The organism is Blautia sp. DFI.6.71 (assembly GCF_020593585.1).
Classification (GTDB): domain Bacteria; phylum Bacillota; class Clostridia; order Lachnospirales; family Lachnospiraceae; genus Blautia_A; species Blautia_A wexlerae.
Genome location: NZ_JAJDMJ010000002.1, coordinates 203,718 through 219,685, shown reverse-complemented (window position 1 = coordinate 219,685; position 15,968 = coordinate 203,718). Strand labels below are relative to the sequence as shown.

Here is a 15,968-nt window from a genome sequence, read left to right as displayed (position 1 = left end):
TGAGGAAATCCGTGGGACAGAGAATACCGGAAAAAGAAATCGCTAACTTCCAGTTGAACAAAATCGCTGCGCGATGGCTTGCCAAGGCTGTGGCGCAGCTTTCTTTTTCTCAATAATAAAATAGGCAATGGCAATTCTTACCAGTATTTGATATTGTAAAGTTACCACACAAAACAATTCAATACAGAAAGACACCACTGCCTATGAAAAGAATACCATTTGACCGCTTTTCTGACAAGCGGTTTTATTATGCTAATGCACCTCCATGTAAGCAGGGTTTTTCATTAACTACTGATTTTACATGGAGGATTTTATTATGTACGAAGAAATTTTTAATCAGATTCGATCTGCTGCAAATAAACGGAATCTCAAGGATTCCACGATTCATGCATACTGTACCAGTGTTGCTCATTTTTTGAACCGCACAGCCAAGGATATAGATGCATTAACAACTGACGATGTTGATATATTCCTAACTGAAAAGAAACTTTCCGGGATTTCACCAGAAACATACAATCACTACCATTCAGGAATCCGCTTCTTTTACAAAAAAATATTGAAGAAGAATTGGGATGATGATGACATACCTCGTATGAAAAGGGACAGAAAGTTACCAACGGTGCTTACAAAAGCAGAAATATCAGCTATTCTTGATGCTACGCCAAATTTGAAGCACAAAGCTATGATTGCTACTATGTATTCAGGCGGACTTCGTGTTTCAGAAGTCACACATCTTCATTATGATGATATTTCACGCACGAACAAAACCATACACATCCGTGATGGGAAAAGTCGCTCTGATCGTTATACTTTGCTTGCAGACCGGACGCTCGAAATATTGACAGAATACTGGTTTCAATGTGGCAGACCAAGGGGGATTCTGTTCCCAAGTTCATGGACAGGGGATTATCTTACAAAAGATAGTGTCATTCAGTTTTTTCGTGAAAGCGCCGAAAGAGCAGGCATTCAGAAACATGTCTCCACACATTGTTTGCGTCATAGTTTTGCAAGTCATCTGTTTGAGTCAGGCTGCGATATAAAATACATTCAGGCTCTTTTGGGACATCGTGATCCAAAATCAACAGAAATTTATCTGCATGTAAGCAATAAAACTCTGCTTGGTATTAAAAGCCCATTTGATGAGATGGGTGGTGAATGATTATGGATAAATCATGTACGATACAGGATGTATTTGAACGGTTCTATCCTTCTTATGAAAAGAGGAGTAACCCTCCTGCTCATCACAGAAAAACGGCTTATCACATCAGAAACTGTAAAACAGGAGTTTTTGGTGTAAACATCAGTGTTTGTGAGGACTGCGGATGTATCAGTGTTCACAACAACTCCTGCAGAAGCAGATGCTGTCCCATGTGCCAGGAGTTTCCGAAAGAGAAATGGATTGATGCACAAAAAGAGAACGTATTGGATGCACCCTATTATCATGTAGTATTCACAGTTCCTGAGGAATTGAATTCCATTATTTACAGCAACCAGAAGCTGTTATATGATGCACTGTATCATGCTGCTTCAGCCACATTGAATGAATTGTCAAAAGATGCAAAGTACCTGGGAGCTGATATAGGGTATATCTGCATTCTTCATACCTGGGGTTCTGCAATGAATTATCATCCTCATATTCATACCATTGTTCTTGGAGGTGGGCTTGATGATGAAAATAAATGGAAAGAAACAGGTGGAAATTTTTTTCTCCCATATGGTGTCATCTCAAAGGTGTTCCGTGGAAAATATCTGGATGAGTTAAAAAGCCTGTGGAATGATTCTAAGCTTAAATTTCATGGTACAGCGGAGAAATATCAGAACAGCTATCGTTTTAAAGAACTTCTTGATAAGTGTTATGAAAAGAACTGGGTCACTTACTGTAAAGAAACTTTCAATGGTGCACAGTCGGTTATCAATTATCTTGGAAAATATACCCACAGGATAGCAATCAGTAATCAGCGAATTAAATCCATGAAAGACACGACAGTTACATATGCAGTAAAAGACTATAAAAACGAAGGCTGTTGGAAAGAGAAAACAATTTCAGGAGAAGAATTCATCCGTCGATTCCTGATGCATGTTCCTCCCAAACAATTTGTCAGAATCCGTCACTATGGTCTGCTATCATGTAGAAACAAGAGAAAAAAGATAACTCACTGCAGAAATCTGCTTGGATGCAAGAAATACATTTCTACATTAAAAAATCTAAATGCAATAGAAATGATAAAGGTTTTGTATCACATCGATGTATGCAAATGTTCTTCTTGCGGAGGGAATATGGTATCACCCCGCAAAGATAAATACAGTTCTTCTTTTTGTGCACATATGAGATGTTAAAATCTACAATTGCATAGAATAAATGACTTCCGCATAGGAGGTTTGTTTGTCATGCCTGAAATTGATTTCTTGAATAAAAAAACTTTTACCAAAACATCCGGTATGATAAACTTAAGGAAAAGAGCAACGATTGAATCCCCATAGCTATCGGCTAAAGGGACGCGACTTTGTTCACCAAGGTAAAATCGAAATTGATGTAAACGAAAGGGCAGTTTTTATCAGAACTCAAGGCTGCTTTTTCGTTTACACCAACTCCGATTGTTTCCTTAACAGTTTGCCGAACTGGCGAAATACAGAAAACAGCATAAGAATAATCAACAGGCAGGTAGTCTTATAACGAGACTGCCTGCCTTCTTTTATGCCTGCAAGTGCCATTTCTCAAGGGGGTGTTCAAATGAACCCCCTTTGAACACCCCTAGAGCGTGTCTGAAAAATCATTCCCGCAATCTGCACGCCCCACTTTGCGGGATATTTCACCCGAATTCAGTTGCCGTAGCCCGCTACGGCGCCCTCATCCGGGCAAAATATACCACAAATTGTGACGCACATCTTGCAGAAAGCCTTTTTCAGACACGCTCTAGGGGAAACAAGGTTAAATTGTATCAAGTTCAGTGTTCCAACGAAAGCAGATCTGTGCGAGTATTATGTGAATCTGGAAGCGAATACTTTTGATACTTTTAAGGTTGAACCGTCCTTGATGACCGTCTTTGAACAGAGTCATACATGGGATGAACTGATACAGCATTTTGTGGATTCCTATGTTATGGAAACAGATAAGAAGGCGGTATCCGCTTTTTATGACCGTGATTATATTGCAGAAAGGCTGAAGGGGCTGGAAACTGAATTGTCTTTAGAGTGTCGAATTACTCTGAATGGAGAAGAACGATGGGTTCGCAATGTGATCATACGTGGAGAGATAGAGGATTCAGAATATGCCATGATTTTCCTGCGTGATATCACAGAGGCAAAGGTAGAGAGCGCACGGCATCTGCAGATGGCAGCAGATAATGCTTCCATGGAGCAGCTGATTCAGAGTATCGTACGTCTGGTTGACCGCTTTGTTGTCTGTGATCTGGAAAATGACAGATATGAGTCCTACAACCTGAATGGACAGATGATATATAAACCTCTGGGCTTTTATCATGATTTTCAGATGCAGGTTCTTGAAAAATATAAGACATTGGAACCACTGGAAGCTATAGATATCCTGATAGCCCCGGATAATATTCGGAAAAAACTGAAAAGTGAAAATGATATTTATAAGTTTGAATATTGCAGCCTGGATGAAAAGACTTATAAAATCGCTTCTTATATTCCCTTGGAATGGAAGAATGGAAAGCTGGAAAAGGTATTGCTGGCATCCATGGATGTGACACAGGAGAAGAAAGCAGAGATTGAATCTCGTCAGGCACTGAAAGAGGCTTACCGGTCCGCAGAAAATGTAAATCGTGCGAAAACAGAATTCCTTTCCAATATGTCCCATGTTTTGTTATGTTTAGATTGGTTGTATCTTATAGATGCGGCAGAGGTCGATAAGAAAGGGCGCATAAACTTATGTATATAAACTACTACGGCTATTGAATAGCCGATTTTGTTAAACTCTTTGATATCCGGCAGTTCCATTGCTGTGAGTACCGTTTTATCCCCATGGAGGCTTTCTATGTAAGTATCTACAGCATTGTGGATAGGATGGGGGAATAATCCATGTCAGGATGCAGGGATGCTGGCAGTAGATGCAGTTGGATGAGATGTTGTTTCAGCGGATATATAGCGGGTACTGATGGGTACTATGGAGCATCACATGGTATTCCTGCTGCGGATAGACCGGTTGGTATCATAAGGTGGGGAGAGCTGGAGTGCTGGTGATCTATTCCGCGGAGGTGGTAGAATGTACAGGATACCAGAAAAATATTCTGGATATCTGCCCTTTTGTTGACAATCCGCATACAAAAGGATTACACTTTCATCAATAAAAAATAAAGGAGCACCACGAAATGGAATTACAAAAGGGAAGACCTGAGAATACAGATAATCGTCTGGACAAAGAAATCCGCGTCTATGATTTTTTAGACAAGCTAGGTATTCAATATCAGCGTATTGACCATGAGGCTGCTATGACTATGGAAGCCTGCGAAGAAATTGACCACGCCCTTGGCGACAACACCACGATCTGCAAAAATCTGTTCCTGTGCAATCGTCAGGAGACGGATTTTTATCTTCTTCTGATGCCTGGTGATAAACCGTTTAAGACAAAAGATCTCTCTGCGCAGATCCATTCCGCCAGATTATCTTTTGCAAAACCGGAATATATGGAGAAATATCTTGATACCACCCCTGGATCCGTCAGTGTATTGGGACTGATGAATGATTCTGAGAAGAAAGTACAGCTTCTTATTGATGAAGATGTCATGAAGGAGCCATACTTCGGCTGTCATCCCTGTATTAATACCTCGAGTCTCAAATTCACAACTGAAGATCTGATGCAGAAAATTATTCCAGCACTGGAGCATGAGCCTGTCACAGTGACTCTGCCGGTTCCGGAATAAGGAAAACACATAACCAAAGACACAGGAAAGCCCTCAGCTATAGATTTTGTCTATATCTGAGGGCTTTCTGAATATGGACTATTTTAAAATGCCGTAATCCTGCATGAATTCCTGCTATCCTTGATACTCCAATCGCATTAGACTCACGCACTGCGTCCAGACGATTACATATGATCACTCTGGGACAGCGAACACCAAGTTCCGGTTCCGGAAATGTCGGAGAATCTTATCATAAGACCGGCCGAGAATAAAGGCTATAATACAATTATTTCGGGGGTTATATGTCTCGGGATAGTGGTGCGTAAACAGTAACAAATACCTGGGAATGTTGTTCTGTAGTTGACAATGACTCTGGGAATGATATAAAATATAGAATTGAAATTCAGCGGTTGTTCTGATACTATTTTCTTGACCATATAACCTCCGACAGAACCATTCTGTTTAGAAGTCAGGTTACCGTTGTACCCGTCTGTAAGCGGTACGCCTAATTCATTTGCAACCTCGAATTTGAAACGGTCTAACGCACCTTTTGCTTCCGGTACAGCTGTCTGGTTAGAAGATTTTGTGTTTGACATATCAATTTCCTCCTTGGTTGTTGTTTTCTTTTGAAAGTGTTTTTGTGTTGCAATGCTAGTATATGAAGATGCAGAAATAATACACTGGAAGTTTTCGCATGGACAGGAAGAGCATGGAAACGGGAAAACTTGCATGATGACTGTAAGAAAAATATTAATAAATTATGAATTATGTATATTTTTTAAGTTTTAATTGCGTTTTATTTAGTGCTTTGTTATAATTACAGTTAGGATTGTGGATAAAAGATAAAATCCGCAAAATAAATAGGAGAAACGGAGAGGAGAAACTATGAACTTAGGTATAATCGCACATAACAGTAAAAAAGTACTGATAGAAGATTTCTGCATCGCTTATAAGAATATACTTGCCAAACATGAGGTCTATGCCACAGGTACAACCGGACGGAGAATAGAAGAAGCGACAAGCCTTCATGTGCATAAATTCCTTGCCGGCAGTATTGGTGGAGACAAGCAGTTTATGGAGATGGTAGAGCGTCAGGATCTTGATATGGTCATTCTGTTCTACAATCCGGTCATGATCGATCCTAAAGAACCGGATATCACAAGCATCGTGAGAAGATGCGACCAGTACAATATTCCTGTAGCGACAAATATTGCCACAGCAGAACTTCTTATTTTAGGGCTTGCAAGAGGAGACCTGGATTGGAGACTGAATCTGAAATGAGAGTGATCGCAGGTAAAGCCAGAAGGCTTAATTTGAAAACAATTCCGGGGATAGACACAAGACCTACTACTGACAGAATCAAAGAAACATTATTTAATATACTTCAGCCGGAGCTTTTGGAATGCCGTTTCCTGGATCTTTTTTCCGGAAGTGGCGGGATCGGAATCGAAGCTCTGAGCAGAGGGGCTTCTTATGCAGTGTTTGTGGAGAAGAATCCAAAAGCTGCTGCATGCATCAGAGAAAATCTTGCATTTACAAAACTGGCAGAAGATGGTAAACTGCTGAACATGGACGTGTTGCAGGCATTGCGTTCCCTTGAGGGAAAAGGTGTTTTTGACATTATTTTTATGGATCCCCCATATAATAATGAACTGGAAAGACAGGTGCTGGAATATCTGAAAGACAGCACAGTTGCAGATAAGAATACACTTATTATTGTGGAAGCGGATCTTCAGACGGATTTCAGTTATGTGGAATCTCTCGGTTACAGGCAGCTGCGTTCGAAAGAGTATAAAACAAATAAGCATGTATTTTTAGAACGTGCATAATTAACTATAATAATTTCAGAATGAATACATTGCTTCCTGAAATTATCATAAGATTGCTGCCTGCAGGCAGCATTCGTGTTGTTATGCATATGTGTATATGCCAGAGGAAAGAGAGAGTAAAAATAAATGAAAATAGCAGTATATCCCGGCAGCTTTGATCCGGCTACCTATGGACATCTTGATGTGATCCGGAGAGCAGCAGTTTCTTTTGACAAAGTGATAGTGGGCGTTTTACATAATTCTTCAAAAAGTCCGTTGTTTTCTGTGCAGGAACGTGTTAATATATTAGAAAAGGCGACTCGGGACGTTCCTAATGTCGAGGTAAAACCATTTGAGGGATTGTCTGTGAATTTTGCCAGAGAGAATCACGCTCAGGTGATCATACGTGGACTTCGTGCAGTTACAGATTTTGAGTATGAGCTCCAGATGGCTCAGACCAATCGTGTACTTGCACCGGATGTAGATACTGTATTTCTGACTACAAGTCTGGAATATGCATACCTGAGTTCTACAATATTGAAGGAAGTTGCACATTTTGGAGGCGACCTGAGTAAGTTTGCACCGGCCGAGATAACGGATGCAGTTATTGAGAAGATTCGTCTTACAGCAGACAACAAATAAGTTATTGTTTACATAGAGCGTACAGTAACAGAAATAGAAAATAAGGAGTGTATATACTATGAGCAGCAGAATTGAACAGATTATCGGTGAGATTGAGGAATATGTGGACAGCTGTAAATTCCAGCCACTGTCAACTACTAAGATTGTAGTAAATAAAGAAGAAATTGAGGAACTTCTGAGAGAACTCCGCCTGAAAACTCCGGATGAGATTAAACGTTATCAGAAGATCATTAACAATAAGGACGCTATCCTTGAGGATGCTCAGACTAAGGCAGATGCACTGATCGCAGATGCACAGGCAAGAGCACAGGAACTGGTAACACAGCATGAGATTATGCAGAAAGCATATGCACAGGCAAATGATACGATCAATGCAGCTAACAAACAGGCACAGGAGATTCTGGATTCTGCAACACAGGATGCAAACAGCATTCGTCTCAGTGCGATCACCTATACAGATGATATGATGGCCAATATTGGCAGTGTGCTTAATACAACATTAGAGGATGCAGGTGTGAAATACAAAACATTTATTGATTCCCTGCAGAGCTGTCTTGATGTTGTAAACCACAATCGTCAGGAACTTGCACCTCAGACAGCACAGGCTGCAGCAATTACAGGCTCTTATCATGATAATGACGGAGCGAAAGATGATGACGATCTGTTAGATGATCTGGGAGAGAACTAAAAATAAATCAGTTATAAATATAGAAGATGAGAAAACAAGGGGCAGGAAAATTTCCTGCCCTGATTTTGTATAATGAAATGATGACAGTTCCCGGAAAGAATTTATTTTCACAGATAGGAAATCAGACAGTAAAGAATACCTGCTGTAAGGAATGTACAGATACACTTGGAAATAAAATAAGGCAGAATGCTGAGGTCATGGTGGAGAACACCTTTTGTCTGAGCAAGGATGCACAGACCGCCGGATGCGGTGGCTGCAGCGGACAAAAGTATACGAGTCATGTATGGCAGTCCGGAAACTGAAATAAGAGAAAGTCCGGAAGTGATCTCTGTAAATCCGAGCAGCAGGTATTGATAGAGAAGTGGAAAAGGCGCATAATATCTGATACATCCTGCCAGAATGGAGAACAATAGAATATATCCTCCGAGACGTGTAATGGTTTCAAAACCGTTCATTATAGAAAAATCAAGTATATTTTTTCGAGAAGAAATCTCGGGTGAAAATCCTGGGGAATCTGAGATGGTGACATTTTGGTACACAAAAAAACGAAAGAACAGCATACATATCAGATTTGCTGAAAAAATACTCGCAAAGACCATGCCGGCAGGTACTGTATCCTTAAGACAGGACTTACAGAGATAGGTAATGATAAAGGCAGGGCTTGGATTGTTACAGAAGGTAGTGAGATAAAGAGCTTCTTTTTTGCTGATTTTATGTAATCCATACAGATCAGAGGCAAGTTTGGCTCCCAGAGGATAACCACACAGCATTCCGAGAACGAAAACATAACCACCCCAGATGCTGACACCCGGAAAAATATGAAAGAATGATTCAAATGGCAGGAGAAGTTTCCGGATATGACCGGTATGTGTAAGCATTCCTGTGAGAATAATAAATGGGAGAAGCGTTGGGATTAATGTATTCAGCCACAGAGTCATTCCGGCTCTGGCACAGGACAGACTTTCAGCAGGATGCAGCAGAAGAAAGACAAGAAGAAAACAAATACCACCGGTGAGTATGGTGTTTTTGGACATACAACAACCTCTTTGCAATTGTTTGCCATTCTTTATAAAATTTATATGGCGCAGAATGAAAATAAATGCTATAGTATTTGGGTAAAATATATCTGGAAAATTTGTCGTATATCGGGAAAACAATGGTATATTATAAGACAAATGTGTGATTTTTGGAGGTAATATAATTATGGCAGTTTTAGAGAATTGTGAACCCAAAAGAGTGTTCCATTATTTTGAGGAGATATGCAAAATTCCTCATGGCTCAGGAAATACAAAGCAGATCAGCGACTATCTGGTTCAGTTTGCAAAGGATCATGATCTGAAATATGTTCAGGATGAGATGAATAATGTGGTTATTTATAAACCGGGTACAGCGGGATACGAGAATGCTCCTGTAGTGATCATTCAGGGACATATGGATATGGTATGTGAGAAACGTCCGGATGTAGAGCATGATTTTACAAAAGACGGATTAAATCTTTCTGTAGAAGGTGACTATGTATCTGCAAACGGAACAACCCTTGGTGGTGATGACGGAATTGCTGTTGCTTATGGTCTTGCACTTCTGGAAAGTGATACAATTGCTCATCCGCCGCTTGAAGTGTTTATTACTGTAGATGAGGAAATCGGTCTTCTGGGTGCAGTTGGATTTGACTGCAGTGTATTAAAAGGAAGAAGATTTATCAATCTGGATTCTGAAGCAGAAGGAAGCCTCTGGATCAGCTGTGCAGGCGGACTTTCCGGAGTCAGCCATATTCCAGTGACAAGACTGGATGCAGAGGGAGAGAAGCTGACAGTTAAGATCAGCGGACTGATGGGCGGTCATTCCGGAGCTGAGATTGACAAGAATCGTGCAAACGCAAATTCTCTTCTCGGAAAATTTCTCCATGGTCTGGATGAGAAAACAGATTTTGAACTGATCAGTGTGCAGGGCGGACAGAAAGATAATGCCATTACAAGGGAGGCTACAGCAGAAATCCTTGTTCTTGAAGAAAATACAGATGCTGTCAGAGAATATGCGGCTTCTGTGCAGGGAGCATGGAGAGAAGAGTATGCAGGAACTGATGAGGGTATCACAGTAACTGTTGAAGATGAGGGAAAACAGGAAGTAAGGGTTCTTCATCCCACAAGTAAAGAAAAAGTAATTTTCTTCCTTGTAAATGTACCTTATGGTGTTCAGAAAATGAGCGGAACGATCAAAGGACTGGTAGAGACTTCTACGAATATCGGTATTCTGAAGACTTCTGAGAATGAGGTAATGGGAAGCTCCAGTATCAGAAGTTCTGTGGAGACAGCCAGAGATTCCCTTTCTGACAAGATTGCCTATCTGACAGAGTTCCTTGGCGGAGAGTATGAGAGACAGGGCGTTTATCCTGCGTGGGAGTATCGCAAGGATTCACCGCTTCGTGATAAGATGGTGGAAGTATATGAGGAAATGTATGGACAGAAACCGAATGTGGTGGCAATCCATGCAGGACTTGAGTGTGGACTTTTCTATAAGAAGATGGAAGGACTTGACTGTGTGTCTCTGGGACCTGATATGAAGGATATTCATACGTCTGAAGAGGTGCTTAGTATTTCTTCTACAGAGAGAGTCTGGAAGTATCTGGTGAAAGTTCTGGAGGCTCTTAAAGAGTGATGTTGGAAGCATCCCTGTTGCGCTTTGGCGGCAGGGGTGCTTTTTTGAATGTTCTATATGTCCGGTGCTTTGCATATACTGTATCAGAATGCGGAACAGCATTTCTAAAAAAAACAGAAACTATTCATATTAGCGAGATATTTTTCAAAATCTATGCTATAATAACAAAATGTATGAAATGCAAGGAGCGAGTGAAAATGGAAATACAGTTATGGAGAAGCATTTTGTGCCCGTATGAACTGGCTGTGAGAGAGCTGGAAGTGAAATTCAATCACATTATTGATGAATGTAAAGAGAATGATGTTTACTGCCCGATTGAGCAGGTGGAGGGCAGGGTTAAGAGCGTGAGCAGTATTCTTGAGAAAATGCAGCGCAAGCATATTCCTATGGAGAGAATGGAAGAAGAACTGGAGGATATTGCCGGTGTTCGTATTATCTGCCAGTTTGAGGAGGATATAGAGACGGTTGCTTCCCTGATCCAGAAGAGAAGCGATATGGTTATAAAGAGTGAGAAGAATTATCTGAAGCATATTAAACAGAGTGGTTACAGAAGTTATCATCTGATTATTTATTATACAGTGGATACGATCAAAGGGCCAAAGAAGCTGCAGGCGGAGATACAGATCCGTACAATGGCTATGAACTTCTGGGCGACGATTGAGCATTCCCTGCAATATAAATATAAAGGGGATATGCCGGAGCATGTGGCAGAACGTCTGAGCAAGGCAGCAGATGCCATTAATGCTCTTGACCATGAGATGTCTTCTGTGCGGAATGAGATTATGGATGCACAGAATTCGTCACAGATGCAGTCTAATCTGGTGAAGGATATTCTGATCAACATTGAAAATCTGTACAAGATTGCAAATAAGCGGGAGATTATGAAGATTCAGGATGAGTTCCTGAGAGTATTTAAAACAAAAGATCTTCAGCAGCTGAAGCGGTTCCACAGACAGCTTGATATTATATCCGAAGGATACCGGGCACAGGCAGTGTATCATCATGTCTGATTATTATCCGGAAATGATAATTTGAAAGGTTTGCTGCAGATGTAGAACTGTGTGGCGGATGATCGTATCCGCATGACTATAATACATACGAGGAAAATATAAATGCAGGATTTTTTACCGGTAACAAAGAAAGAAATGAAACAGAGAGGGTGGGAGCAGGTAGATTTTGCCTATATTACAGGTGATGCCTACGTGGACCATCCTTCCTTTGGTACTGCGATCATCAGCAGACTGTTGGAGAGTCGTGGGTATAAAGTGGGGATCATTCCTCAGCCTGACTGGAGAAAGAAGGAGAGTATTCAGGTATTTGGAGAGCCTCGACTGGGATTTCTGGTGTCTGCGGGAAATATGGACTCTATGGTAAATCACTATACAGTCTCTAAAAAGCACAGGCAGAAAGATTCCTATTCACCGGGAGGCCAGATGGGACTTCGTCCTGACCGTGCGGTGATCGTGTACAGCAATCTGATCCGTCAGACTTATAAAAAGACACCCATTATCCTGGGTGGGATTGAAGCCAGCCTGAGACGACTGGCACATTATGATTATTGGGAGAATAAAGTAAAACACAGTGTACTCCTTGATTCCGGGGCAGATATGATTTCCTATGGAATGGGTGAGCATTCGATCATAGAGATTGCAGATGCGCTGGCAAGTGGACTGCCGGTAGAGGAACTTACCTATATTGCAGGAACTGTATTTAAGTGCAGGGATCTGTCGAGAGTTTATGATCCGATTATTCTTCCTTCTTATGAGGAAGTAAAAGTAAATAAGAAGGTTTATGCAGACAGCTTTGCCATTCAGTATCAGAATACAGATCCATTCAGCGCCAGACCAATGGCAGAATCTTATGGGACAAAGGGATATATTATACAGAATCCTCCTGCTCTGCCCCTGACGCAGGAGGAAATGGATGATGTATATGCCCTGCCTTATACGGAGAAAGTTCATCCCATGTATGAGAAGCTGGGCGGAATTCCGGCACTGGAAGAAATCAAGTTCAGCCTGACAAGCAACAGAGGGTGCTTTGGTGGCTGTAATTTCTGTGCCCTGACTTTTCATCAGGGAAGAATTCTTCAGACCAGAAGTCATGAGTCTCTGATCGAAGAAGCTACCAGAATGACAAATGATCCTGAGTTCAAGGGTTATATTCACGATGTGGGTGGTCCCACAGCAGATTTCAGACAACCATCTTGTCAGAAACAGCTCACGAAAGGGGTCTGCAAGAATAAGCAGTGCCTGTTTCCCACGCCATGCAAAAACCTGACTGTAGATCATTCGGATTACGTTTCTCTGCTTCGGAAGCTGCGGAAGATCCCGGGAGTGAAGAAGGTATTCATCCGCTCCGGTGTACGCTTTGATTATGTGGTGGCAGACAGGGACAAGACTTTTTTGCGTGAACTGGTGGAACATCACGTAAGCGGGCAGCTGCGTGTGGCACCGGAACATGTGTCTGATCAGGTTCTGAAGTATATGGGAAAACCAAGTCACAGCGTTTATCAGCAGTTTCTTAAGGAATATGATGTGGCAAACAGGCAAACAGGAAAGCAGCAGTATGCTGTCCCGTATTTCATGTCCTCCCATCCGGGATGTACCATGAAAGAGGCAGTAAAACTTGCGGAATATGTCCGGGATCTTGGCTTTACCCCGGAACAGGTACAGGATTTCTATCCAACCCCGTCTACTCTTTCTACCTGTATGTACTATACGGGAATCCATCCTCTTACAGGTGAGAAGGTATATGTGCCGAAGAACCCCCATGAAAAAGCAATACAGAGAGCTTTGATGCAGTACAAGAATCCTGCAAACAGAGAACTGGTGCTGGAAGGCCTCAAAATGACCGGAAGAATGGACCTGGTAGGTTACGGCCCTAAATGTTTGCTCCGGCCGCTTCGAGAGAATCATGGAGGCCAACAGCATACTCAGGGCAGCAGTCGGAATGCGAAAAACAGCAGAAACAGCAAAAATAACAAAAACAACAAAAACAGTTCAGCATCTGCAAAGAAGAACACTATCAGAAATATACATAAGAAAAATTCCGGAGGAGGACGTAAGTGACAGAAAAGAAAAACAGAAATAAAAAACAAAGTAAAGCGAAAACATCTTCAAGAGTATCCAAAGGGAATTTCGGATATTTCAGAAGTGAAAAGAGACGCCGCCTGATCATCACTGCAATTCTTTTTGCAGTACCCTTATTCATCTTTTTTACATCCTGGTTCTATTTTAAGACAAGAATGACTGTCTGGACAGTTGTAACTGTAGTTGGCTGTCTTCCGGCATGTAAATCCATGGTGAATCTGATCATGATTCTGAAATGCAGACCAATGGATGCCGGATTATATCAGAAAATCCATGAGCATCAGGGCAGTCTGGATATGGCATATGAACTTTACATGACTTTTTATGAAAAAAGTGCCTATATTGATGCAGCAGCAGTATGTGGAAATACAGTAGTGGCTTACAGCAGTGATCCGAAAATCGATGCATCTTTCATGGAAACCAATTCCCAGAAGATCATCCGTAAAAACGGTTATAAAGTGACGGTGAAAATTTTTACAGATCTCCGTCCGTTCCTGGAACGTCTTGATTCCATGAACGATCACAGAGAAAGTCTGGAAGAAGGAATCAAATTTACCCCGGACGAAAAATATCCGGATCTTTCCAGAAACGAACTGATCCGACAGACCATTCTGGCATTGTGTCTGTAGCCGCCGGAATTCAGTTACAAAATATATCTATAGCAATGTGTTATTTCGGAGTTTGGTATAATTATACAGGAACAATTAAATATGAAAGAATTTATTATAGAAGAAAATGAAGCGGGCCAGCGCTTTGATAAATATCTGGCCAAGCTTCTCAGAGAAGCACCTAAAAGTTTTTTTTACAAAATGCTCCGCAAAAAGAACATCACTCTAAATGGAAAGAAAGCCACAGGAAACGAAAAACTTCTCAAAGGCGACACCATCAAACTGTTTCTGAGTGATGAAACTTTCGATAAATTTGCAGGAAGCAGTCAGGCAGCAAGAGCATACTGCGAACTGGATATTGTTTACGAGGATCCTGATATCATTATCATCAATAAACCGGCAGGGATGCTTTCACAGCCGGCAGATGACGGGGAACCGTCCCTTGTAGAATATCTGACCGGCTACCTTTTAAAGAAAGGTGACCTTACAGAAGAACAGCTCAAAACCTTCAGACCTTCTGTATGTAACCGACTTGACCGTAATACCAGCGGAATGGTCTGTGCAGGTAAAAGCCTTGCCGGTCTGCAGTTTCTGTCCAGGATATTCCACGACAGAACACTTCACAAATACTACATCTGCCTCACAAAAGGCAAAATAGAAAAACCGGATCATATCAGGGGTTATCTGCACAAAGATAAAAAAACAAACAAAGTAATCGTAAGCAGACAGGAATTCAAAGATTCCCTGCCGATTGAAACGAAATATCGTCCTCTTGGCAGCAACGGAAAAATAACTCTTCTGGAAGTTGAGCTGATCACAGGCCGTACTCACCAGATTCGTGCTCACCTTGCAGGAACAGGACATCCATTGCTTGGAGACACCAAATACGGAGATTCTGAATTTAATAAGCAATACATCCGCCATGGAGTCAGGCATCAGCTTCTCCATGCATACAGGTTAGTAATTCCGGAGACAGACCAGACCTTTGTGGCGCCGGCACCGGAGCTTTTCTGTAAAATCATCAAAGAGGAAAATCTTGAGGAGGCTTATCATGAGAATCTGGAAAGAAATATGGGATTACGCAAAAATGATCATCATAGTAGTAGTGATCGTAACGCTTGTGAATAGCGTAGTACTGATCAATGCCAAAATTCCTTCCGAATCAATGGAAAAAACCATTATGACAGGAGACCGTATTTTCGGATTCCGCCTTGCATATGGACTCAATCTGGATTTCTTCGGACATGAAATATCAAAAAAAATAAAAGATCCGGAACGCTTTGACATTGTTATTTTCAAATACCCGGATGACGAAAGCAAGCTTTTCATCAAACGAGTCATCGGACTTCCGGGAGAAAAAGTACAGATTAAGGACGGCAAAGTCTATATCAATGATTCAGAGATTCCTCTGGATGACAGTTTCGTTCCGGAAAAACCAAGGGGCAGCTTTGGCCCGTATGAAGTTCCCGAAAACAGCTATTTCGTCCTGGGTGATAACCGCAATCATTCCAAAGACTCCCGTTGCTGGAAAAGCACCAGTTTTGTGACCTTTGATGAGATTGTCGGAAAGGCAGTTATCAGGTATTATCCGTCGGTAAAATTATTGAAGTAGAAAA

Annotated in this window: 14 protein-coding genes and 4 pseudogenes; 15 read left to right on the top strand and 3 right to left on the bottom strand. The window is 41.4% G+C overall.

The window, feature by feature from the left end; genetic code table 11:
* The first annotated feature begins 316 nt into the window (after positions 1-316).
* Both LJE12_RS02715 and LJE12_RS02710 read left to right on the top strand, forming a co-directional pair.
* On the top strand, positions 317-1,159 hold the full coding sequence (locus LJE12_RS02715; protein ID WP_020993164.1) for a tyrosine-type recombinase/integrase: 843 nt from the start codon (positions 317-319) through the stop codon (positions 1,157-1,159).
* Positions 1,160-1,161: 2 nt separating this feature from the next.
* Positions 1,162-2,337 (top strand): IS91 family transposase, encoded by a 1,176-nt coding sequence (locus LJE12_RS02710; RefSeq protein ID WP_020993160.1) that lies wholly within the window; start codon positions 1,162-1,164, stop codon positions 2,335-2,337.
* Positions 2,338-2,727: 390 nt separating this feature from the next.
* Here LJE12_RS02710 and LJE12_RS20485 read toward each other — a convergent pair.
* Positions 2,728-2,886, bottom strand: a pseudogene (locus LJE12_RS20485) (DUF6783 domain-containing protein).
* On the opposite strand from LJE12_RS20485, the pseudogene LJE12_RS20480 reads away from it, so the two are divergent.
* From LJE12_RS20480 to LJE12_RS02700, 3 genes and pseudogenes are all read left to right on the top strand, one after another.
* Positions 2,824-3,009: pseudogene (locus LJE12_RS20480) on the top strand (DUF6783 domain-containing protein); the annotation flags it as partial. The pseudogenes LJE12_RS20485 and LJE12_RS20480 sit on opposite strands and share 63 nt — an antisense overlap.
* Positions 2,957-3,901: pseudogene (locus LJE12_RS02705) on the top strand (ABC-three component system middle component 6); the annotation flags it as partial. The pseudogenes LJE12_RS20480 and LJE12_RS02705, both read left to right, overlap by 53 nt.
* 430 nt (positions 3,902-4,331) lie before the next feature.
* Complete coding sequence (locus LJE12_RS02700) at positions 4,332-4,883, top strand: prolyl-tRNA synthetase associated domain-containing protein (RefSeq protein WP_227226437.1); 552 nt, start codon at positions 4,332-4,334, stop codon at positions 4,881-4,883.
* 389 nt (positions 4,884-5,272) lie between these two features.
* Here the strand turns inward: LJE12_RS02700 and LJE12_RS20475 are convergent.
* Positions 5,273-5,458: pseudogene (locus LJE12_RS20475) on the bottom strand (small, acid-soluble spore protein, alpha/beta type); the annotation flags it as partial.
* Between the two features lie 289 nt (positions 5,459-5,747).
* Here LJE12_RS20475 and LJE12_RS02690 point away from each other — a divergent pair.
* The 4 genes from LJE12_RS02690 (at position 5,748) to LJE12_RS02675 (ending at position 8,000) form a co-directional block, all read left to right on the top strand.
* Positions 5,748-6,143 carry a methylglyoxal synthase gene (locus LJE12_RS02690; protein ID WP_008702973.1) on the top strand — a complete coding sequence of 132 codons (396 nt, stop codon included), beginning with the start codon at positions 5,748-5,750 and terminating at the stop codon, positions 6,141-6,143.
* Positions 6,140-6,691 carry a 16S rRNA (guanine(966)-N(2))-methyltransferase RsmD gene (rsmD, locus tag LJE12_RS02685; RefSeq protein ID WP_020993877.1) on the top strand — a complete coding sequence of 184 codons (552 nt, stop codon included), beginning with the start codon at positions 6,140-6,142 and terminating at the stop codon, positions 6,689-6,691. The genes LJE12_RS02690 and rsmD overlap by 4 nt, the downstream gene beginning before the upstream one ends.
* 126 nt (positions 6,692-6,817) lie before the next feature.
* On the top strand, positions 6,818-7,312 hold the full coding sequence (gene coaD, locus LJE12_RS02680) for a pantetheine-phosphate adenylyltransferase (RefSeq protein ID WP_008702978.1): 495 nt from the start codon (positions 6,818-6,820) through the stop codon (positions 7,310-7,312).
* 58 nt (positions 7,313-7,370) lie between these two features.
* Entirely contained in the window at positions 7,371-8,000 is a 630-nt protein-coding gene (locus LJE12_RS02675) for an ATPase (RefSeq protein WP_227226439.1), read from the top strand.
* A 107-nt stretch (positions 8,001-8,107) separates the two neighbouring features.
* On the opposite strand, the gene LJE12_RS02670 is transcribed toward LJE12_RS02675, so the two are convergent.
* Positions 8,108-9,034, bottom strand: a complete 927-nt coding sequence (locus tag LJE12_RS02670) for a hypothetical protein (protein ID WP_161233905.1) — start codon at positions 9,032-9,034, stop codon at positions 8,108-8,110.
* 169 nt (positions 9,035-9,203) lie between these two features.
* Between LJE12_RS02670 and LJE12_RS02665 the strand changes: the two genes are divergently transcribed.
* The 6 genes from LJE12_RS02665 (at position 9,204) to lepB (ending at position 15,964) form a co-directional block, all read left to right on the top strand.
* The gene (locus tag LJE12_RS02665; RefSeq protein ID WP_173705101.1) at positions 9,204-10,655 is read left to right on the top strand and encodes an aminoacyl-histidine dipeptidase; all 1,452 of its coding nucleotides are present in this window, start codon (positions 9,204-9,206) and stop codon (positions 10,653-10,655) included.
* Between the two features lie 197 nt (positions 10,656-10,852).
* Complete coding sequence (locus LJE12_RS02660; protein WP_025576989.1) at positions 10,853-11,665, top strand: GTP pyrophosphokinase; 813 nt, start codon at positions 10,853-10,855, stop codon at positions 11,663-11,665.
* Positions 11,666-11,767: 102 nt separating this feature from the next.
* A complete protein-coding gene (locus LJE12_RS02655) occupies positions 11,768-13,723 on the top strand; it encodes a YgiQ family radical SAM protein (RefSeq protein WP_118330723.1) in 1,956 nt (651 codons plus the stop codon).
* Entirely contained in the window at positions 13,720-14,373 is a 654-nt protein-coding gene (locus LJE12_RS02650; RefSeq protein WP_118568897.1) for a hypothetical protein, read from the top strand. Before LJE12_RS02655 ends, LJE12_RS02650 begins: the two co-directional genes overlap by 4 nt.
* 81 nt (positions 14,374-14,454) lie before the next feature.
* Complete coding sequence (locus LJE12_RS02645) at positions 14,455-15,480, top strand: RluA family pseudouridine synthase (protein WP_055149671.1); 1,026 nt, start codon at positions 14,455-14,457, stop codon at positions 15,478-15,480.
* Complete coding sequence (gene lepB, locus LJE12_RS02640; RefSeq protein ID WP_008702987.1) at positions 15,404-15,964, top strand: signal peptidase I; 561 nt, start codon at positions 15,404-15,406, stop codon at positions 15,962-15,964. The genes LJE12_RS02645 and lepB overlap by 77 nt, the downstream gene beginning before the upstream one ends.
* Positions 15,965-15,968 lie beyond the last annotated feature (4 nt).

Coding starts and splice junctions, on each gene's coding strand:
- LJE12_RS02715 (WP_020993164.1), top strand. CDS start 317: ATGTACGAAGAAATTTTTAATCAGATTCGATCTGCTGCAAATAAACGG.
- LJE12_RS02710 (WP_020993160.1), top strand. CDS start 1,162: ATGGATAAATCATGTACGATACAGGATGTATTTGAACGGTTCTATCCT.
- LJE12_RS02700 (WP_227226437.1), top strand. CDS start 4,332: ATGGAATTACAAAAGGGAAGACCTGAGAATACAGATAATCGTCTGGAC.
- LJE12_RS02690 (WP_008702973.1), top strand. CDS start 5,748: ATGAACTTAGGTATAATCGCACATAACAGTAAAAAAGTACTGATAGAA.
- rsmD (WP_020993877.1), top strand. CDS start 6,140: ATGAGAGTGATCGCAGGTAAAGCCAGAAGGCTTAATTTGAAAACAATT.
- coaD (WP_008702978.1), top strand. CDS start 6,818: ATGAAAATAGCAGTATATCCCGGCAGCTTTGATCCGGCTACCTATGGA.
- LJE12_RS02675 (WP_227226439.1), top strand. CDS start 7,371: ATGAGCAGCAGAATTGAACAGATTATCGGTGAGATTGAGGAATATGTG.
- LJE12_RS02670 (WP_161233905.1), bottom strand. CDS start 9,034: ATGTCCAAAAACACCATACTCACCGGTGGTATTTGTTTTCTTCTTGTC.
- LJE12_RS02665 (WP_173705101.1), top strand. CDS start 9,204: ATGGCAGTTTTAGAGAATTGTGAACCCAAAAGAGTGTTCCATTATTTT.
- LJE12_RS02660 (WP_025576989.1), top strand. CDS start 10,853: ATGGAAATACAGTTATGGAGAAGCATTTTGTGCCCGTATGAACTGGCT.
- LJE12_RS02655 (WP_118330723.1), top strand. CDS start 11,768: ATGCAGGATTTTTTACCGGTAACAAAGAAAGAAATGAAACAGAGAGGG.
- LJE12_RS02645 (WP_055149671.1), top strand. CDS start 14,455: ATGAAAGAATTTATTATAGAAGAAAATGAAGCGGGCCAGCGCTTTGAT.
- lepB (WP_008702987.1), top strand. CDS start 15,404: ATGAGAATCTGGAAAGAAATATGGGATTACGCAAAAATGATCATCATA.